The sequence below is a fragment of the Aeromonas sp. QDB30 genome (genome assembly GCF_027707645.1).
GTDB lineage: Bacteria > Pseudomonadota > Gammaproteobacteria > Enterobacterales > Aeromonadaceae > Aeromonas > Aeromonas caviae.
The window spans coordinates 1-6,298 of the sequence record NZ_JAPCIY010000126.1 but is presented as its reverse complement, the minus strand read 5'-3'; the positions used below and the strand labels follow the sequence as shown (position 1 = coordinate 6,298).

The 6,298-nt window shown below is 57.5% G+C and carries 3 protein-coding genes and 1 pseudogene; all 4 read right to left on the bottom strand.

Annotated features, from left to right (window positions below; translation table 11 throughout):
* Positions 1–209: 209 nt before the first annotated feature.
* Positions 210–911 (bottom strand): SIMPL domain-containing protein, encoded by a 702-nt coding sequence (locus tag PG896_RS20295; RefSeq protein ID WP_010675156.1) that lies wholly within the window; start codon positions 909–911, stop codon positions 210–212.
* A 54-nt stretch (positions 912–965) separates the two neighbouring features.
* Positions 966–1,523, bottom strand: coding sequence for a hypothetical protein (locus tag PG896_RS20290; protein ID WP_042879892.1), 558 nt, complete (start codon positions 1,521–1,523; stop codon positions 966–968).
* Between the two features lie 87 nt (positions 1,524–1,610).
* Complete coding sequence (locus PG896_RS20285; protein WP_270836154.1) at positions 1,611–5,006, bottom strand: beta strand repeat-containing protein; 3,396 nt, start codon at positions 5,004–5,006, stop codon at positions 1,611–1,613.
* A pseudogene (locus PG896_RS20280) lies at positions 5,003–6,226 on the bottom strand (IS66-like element ISUnCu16 family transposase); the annotation flags it as partial. The gene PG896_RS20285 and the pseudogene PG896_RS20280, both read right to left, overlap by 4 nt.
* Between the last annotated feature and the right edge of the window lie 72 nt (positions 6,227–6,298).

Below are 6,298 nucleotides of genomic sequence, written 5' to 3'. Positions count from 1 at the left end.
GAAACCCAACAAGGAGTTTCGGATTCTTACACAGCCTGAGGATCGGTCAATGGATCCTTAACTGATCGGCATTACGGTCACTGACCGGCATTTTTTTATTCCATTCCCGTTTCACCTGACCCAGTTCGCGGCTCGCTTGTCCTGCCAGCCCCTGCAATGACAAACCCGAGGGGTTGCCTCGGGTTTGAGTGATGGACAAAGGGGCTGTGTTATTCCAGCAGGAAGACGGCTTCTACATTGTCAGTGATGCTGATCTGCTGCTGTTGATAGCTGTTTTCCATCATGTCGGCGGCAGGGGCTGCCGCTGCCTTCATGGCACGGGTATAGACCGGCATGGGGGAACTGTTGCGGTATTCGACGCTATACACCTTGCCAAGCTTCATGCCGAAAGCCTTGGCCAGGGATTCCGCCTTGCTCGTGGCATCAGCAACAGCACCAAGCCGGGCCTGCTCCTTGATGACCTGTGGTGACTTCAGGCCGTACTCTATCTGGGTCACGGACTCCAGACCCGCCTTGAGGGCGGTATCCATCAACTGGCTGAGTTTGTCGAGTTGATAGAGTTTGACGGCCAGTTGGCGCTGGGCACGGTAACCCACCATTTCAGGCTGCTTGTTCTGGGGATACTGATACTCGGGGGAGATCACCAGGTTGCCCGCCTCGACGTCGCTGCGCTTGATGCCGAGGCTCTCCAGCTGGCCAAAGAAGGCTGCTACCTTGGTATCTACCTGCTGTTTGGCCTTGATGCCCTGCTTCTCCAGTGCCGTGACGGCGACATTGAGCGTCAGCATGTCTGGTTCAGCCTTCTGCTCCGCATAGCCACTGACGACCAGATGGGGGGCCTGAGGAACCTCGATGGCAAGCAACGGAGCACTGACAACCAGCGCGGACAGGGTAAGAAGGGGACGCCACATAAAAAAACCTCCATCATTTAGATGGAGGTCATTATGCATGTCGTCGATTGGGATTCATATATCGTGTGTCGGCGGGATCTGGTCCAGCACCTGATTGGTCATGTCGATATTGATGCTGATCTCCCCTCCTCCTGAATTGCCATGGCTTGTCATCACGGGAGCAGGCGCCGGGCTGCCAAACAGCGATTCATCCTCAAAGTGGAACGAATCCCACGACAGAACATGACCTTGTGATGGCAGATTCGGCTCGGACGTCGTCACGACGGCCAGCGCACCCCAGTCAAGCTCCTCGCCGTGGCTGAGCAGCCCCTGCAAGGAGGTATCGCTCAGGCTCTGCAACGAATACTCCTGCTGCCCCCACTCATGGCCGACCAGCACCATCATATGGGGCAGGGGCGCATCTTCTGCCGGCGTGAAGCTGATACGAGAAGCGGCAAAGTCCACATTCAGCAACCCCGCCACCTCACCATCTTCGCTCTCCAGCTCCAGACCGTTGAGCGTGTCACCCGTCATCGTGGCCTGATAGCCAAAGCGGCCGGTGCAGACGATATTGTCCTGCCCGTTCCAGCTATAGCGAATGCCGTCGATGTCGACCCAGTTGAATGACTGCATGGTGACCCTCTCCTGATACTGCGGCTATCTTATCTGCCCACTCCATCAAATAACAGGGGCCGGGCACACCCGGCCCCCATACCCTGCTTACGGATCGACCTTGAGGTTGCCCTGATCCAGCAGATCCTGAATGATCTGCAGATTGGATTTGCCAGCCGTCAGATCCACGTTGTCAAAGAGGATGGTATGAGTCGTGGTGCCACTTCCCGCTCCATCCAGATCAATGGTCAGTGTCGACTTGCCACTGCCCGGACCAGGAGCAAAGGTAAGATAGTGATCCAGTGTGCTCGCATCGGCATGCTCACCACTGAGCAGTTCACTCAGGTCCAGAACATCTCCATTGGCCCCCGTGGTGAAGTCTTTGATGGTATCCGTGCCTCCTGCATCACCAGCCATCCATTTGAAGGTATCCTTGCCAGCCCCACCAGTCAGGGTATCACTGCCGGTACCCCCAATCAGCAGGTCGTCGCCCCCACCACCACTCAAGATGTCGTTACCTGCCAGTCCGCTCAAGACGTTGGCATTACCATCGCCGGTCAGGCTGTCGTTGAACATGGACCCTACCAGGTTTTCCATGTTGCTCAGGCTGTCTGTCCCTGCCCCTCCGGTATTCTGACTGGCACCATTGACTGTAACCGTGACCCCAGCAGCGCTGTCGAAGTAACTGGCCGTATCATTGCCGTTGCCGCCGTTCAGGGTATCGTTGCCAGCGCCACCGATCAGGAGATCATTGCCCTCACCACCATTCAAGGTGTCGTTACCGAGTCCTCCAAGCAGGATGTCGTTCCCGGCATTGCCGTTGAGCGTATCGTTTCCAGATCCCCCAATAAGGATCTCGTCGAGATAGCTCCCGGTAAGTGTCAAACCGCTCTGCACATCCACATACACCTTGGCCGTATCTGTGGTCGTGCTATTGGTGTAGTTGAACGAACCCTCGTAAGAGTTGGGAGTCGCATTGCCGGAGGTATCATCAAATGTTACCGAGCCTGCATTGTCTGTGACGGTCCCTCCAACGGCTCCCGAGACGCCCGTGATCATCTGGGTCGCAGCCAGAGGCCCGGTGTCATTGGCAAGCAGAGCCCAATCCGGAATGGTCGCCGGGTCCTGGTTGGTGATGATAAAGTCATCACGAACTACGGTAGGACCGACCGCCGGGTTGATAACGATGGACAAGGTGCTGGACGCAGTATCCCCATCGTTGTCTATCACACTGTAACCTACGACCTGGTTTATCCCCCCGACCGGAATGGATGACGGCGGAGTATAGGTGTAGGCGCCGTTGTCCATGTCCACCTTGAGGATGCCGCCTGCAAGTGTAATGGTCCATTCGTTGGTCGTTGTATTGAAGGTCCCGGCTGATGTCCCTCCCGAGACGCCGGCGAAGCCCGTCTTCTGGTTGTAGGTATAAGTCACCCCTCCCACGGTAATGGCATTGAGCCAGCCACCATCGGCCCCGGCACTCGCCGCTACCCCGTTGATCAGTTGTCCTGCCAGGGGCGGAGCTACCACGGTGCTCAAAAGGGTCGCGGTCAGTTGGCTGAAGTCAGTCACCACCACTGCGGTGGTATTTGCCGGGCTGGCACCACTGACCCCGTTGTAGGCAATGGGATCCAGTGCAGACTGGGTCGCTCCCGATCCCATCCCGAGCGCGTACGAATTGATGTTGTTCGCCGTCAGGAAATCGGCCCAGTCCTTGGTTTCACCGCTCAGTGTCGTGCCGTCACCATCGATCCCGTTTCCACCGCCAAGCGAGTTGTTGCCATCAGGAACTGTGGCGGGGGTACCGCTCAACGAGTTGGCATTTGGCAGACCATCCGACATGAAGTAAGAGACATTTTGCGCATTAGCGAGTTTACCTGTATCGCCAAAGGCTTTGATTGCCTCGTTCAGTGCATCATCGTAGTTGGTCGAGTTCGTGGGGGTAAGGCCAAGGATGATGGCCTTGGCTACATCGACCGAGACCCACACCCCGGTCGGATTGGCGGCTGAAGTGGAGAAGGTCACGATATTGACCATGACGCTGCCGTAGGCGCTGTATTTGTCCAGCAGCTCCAACGCGGACTTCTGCATCACCTGCATCCGAGTCATGCCTTGATAGCCCGATGGGTCACCCATACTGCCGGAGATATCGAGGATCAACATCAGATTCGTGTTCTGCACCTGAGTCGCCTGGCCTGCATTGGTAACAGCATTGGCAATGGGGGCATCATCGCTGATCACAACCTGCAGGTTACCCGTGCCACTGTCGCCACTGGCATCCGTAGCCGACACGACGAAACTCGGACCATTCGCTGTATCACTGTTGCCCTGAACGTTGTGAGTCAGCACATTGTCTTTGAGCGTGTAGGTATAGTTCACCGTGTAGACACCGGCTGTGGGGCCGCTGACACCGGTTACCGTCAGCATTCCTTCCGTATTGTTGATCAAGGTCTGACTGCCGCCACTGGTCAAATTGTAAGCCTGCCCACCGATGGTCAAGGTAGTCAGATTTTCCCCCTGGGTGTTGATGGTGAAGCTGCCATTGAATATCTCCGAATTACCACTGGCAGCGGTCCCCTCAGGCAGTCCCTCCTCATCAACCGTCGCATTGCCGATGGTCAATACAGGGACACGGGTATCCTGAGCAATATTGATTGTCAGTGTTGCCGGATCCGTATCACCATCGCCATCTTTGAGCGTGTAGGTAAATACCTCCGAGGCCCCCACGGGAACCGATGCCGCCGTGAGCGTATAACTGTATTCGCCATCCAGCCCCATGGTCAGCGTCCCATACAGCCCGGTCACGGTGAATCCACCGGCAGGATTACTGTCTGAATTGCCGTTCGAGCTCACGACCTGGCTGATTGCTGCACCATCAGCCCCCATGACGTCCACCCCAGCACCGGCTGTACCGCCGATGGTACCCGCCCCGGTAATCACATTCCCCGTCACCGGAGTGAACACACCTTCAGTAGCACTGTCAGCATCATCGTTGGCCGTCGGCACGTCGTCCACGATCTGCACGCTCAGGGTGTTCGAGGCCGAATCCCCGTCGCTGTCCACCAGGCTCACCGCGAAGTCTTCGAACAGGCTGTTGTTGCCGTTCGCCGTCGGGTGCGCCTCGTTGTCGTTCAGGGTGTAGCTGTAGCTCACCAGCCCCGTCGCCGGGTTGTACCCGGTGATGGTCAGGGTGTTGCCCAGCGGCGTGGTCACCCCGCTCAGCGGGAAGCCCGCCACCACCCCGTTCACCACGATGTTGATGCCACCCACGCTCAGGGTCTTCACCCCGTCCGGCGCGCTGATGGTGAAGTCCCCCGTCACCGTGGTCGACTCCTTGCTGCTGTCCGACCCCGCCGACTCATTCGCGCCGCGGGTCGCCAGCAGGTCGTCCTCGTACACCTTCGCATCCCCGCCCTCGCCCTTGGGCGTCAGGTTGGTGATGGTCACCCCGTCATCGTCGTTCTTGATGGTCAGGGTCAGGGTCGCCGTGCTGTAACCGTTCACCGGGAGGATGTTGACAACAACTCTTCCGGGAGCGGGTAGTCTGTTTTCTCTATGCAGGCACTGACCACGGCCCTCAGCCATTCCTGCGGACAGCGACCTAACCGCTTGGCTGTCTCTATCAAAGACAAGATGCGCTGCCGAAACAGCTCTCCCCGATGTGACCAAACGCCATAGCTCCCCTTGCGCCACAGCACATACCCGCGTAGCGCCCGTTCCGCCTCATTATTGGTCAAGGCTATCTCGTCGTTTTCCAGAAAACGCCACAGCATTTCATCATCCTTGAGCAGTAGCCGACAGCGACCTCGGTAGCGCTTGCTGCACAGCAAACTGCCTCGCCCCAGCTCTTTTCGCCAGCTTTGCCGACATCGCTCAAGCCTTCGCTGATATTGTTTCTGGCTCAACACGCCTTGTTCATAGCCATGTCGAACCCTGAATACGCTATTTGCGAGAAGCACCAGTCGGGCCCCAATGGGCTGATTGACCTTTTCGCCGCTGTCGGCAATCGCTGCCACATTGCGCAGTACATGGGCCCAGCACAGCTGACGCTGGCTGCTGTCGATGAAACGGTATCCTGCGTACTGGTCTGTCACCAACACGCCATCCAATTCTGAGCCCAGCAGCCGTTTGGCCGCATCCTGACCCCGGCCAAACGCCGTCATGAAACAGACGGCCACCTTGCTCAGTGCCAGCCACATCCAGCGCCGCTCACCACCACGCTGATGCCGTGTTTCATCGGCATGGATACAGGAGGCTGATTGCACTTGTTGTTTGATGGCCTGGTGCGTCGGGGTCAACATGGCACTGACTCGCCCTTGCGCCTCGCTGATGGCGCCGCGACTGAAGCTCAGGCCGAAGTGCTGTTTAAGCTGTTGTTGTATCTGGCTAATGCTCTGGTGAAACAGACCACTTTGCAGGGCGATGTAGCTCAGCAGGTTGGTCCCCATCTGGCTGCTGCTCACCGTCTCGGGCAACGGAGCCGGGCTGGTCTCGATGCAATGACAACAGGTGCCGCTAAAGAGCTGATGTTCGGTCACCCTGTAGCTGACCTCGGGCAGGTCAAAGACCTGATGGACGCGGTAGGGTTTGTCATGAAATACCACATTGCCCCCACAGCAGGCGCACTGTCTGGCAGGGTAATGGGGTATTACCGTCAGCCGTTCATCCGCTGGATGACGCTCACGCCGAGCGCCTTTGTGGCCCGGTTGGGCGCCGCGTTTTTTATACCAATCGGATTAAACATTAGGTCAGTTTTATCCAATCTCGGCTACAAAGTGACATCACCCGCTCCACAT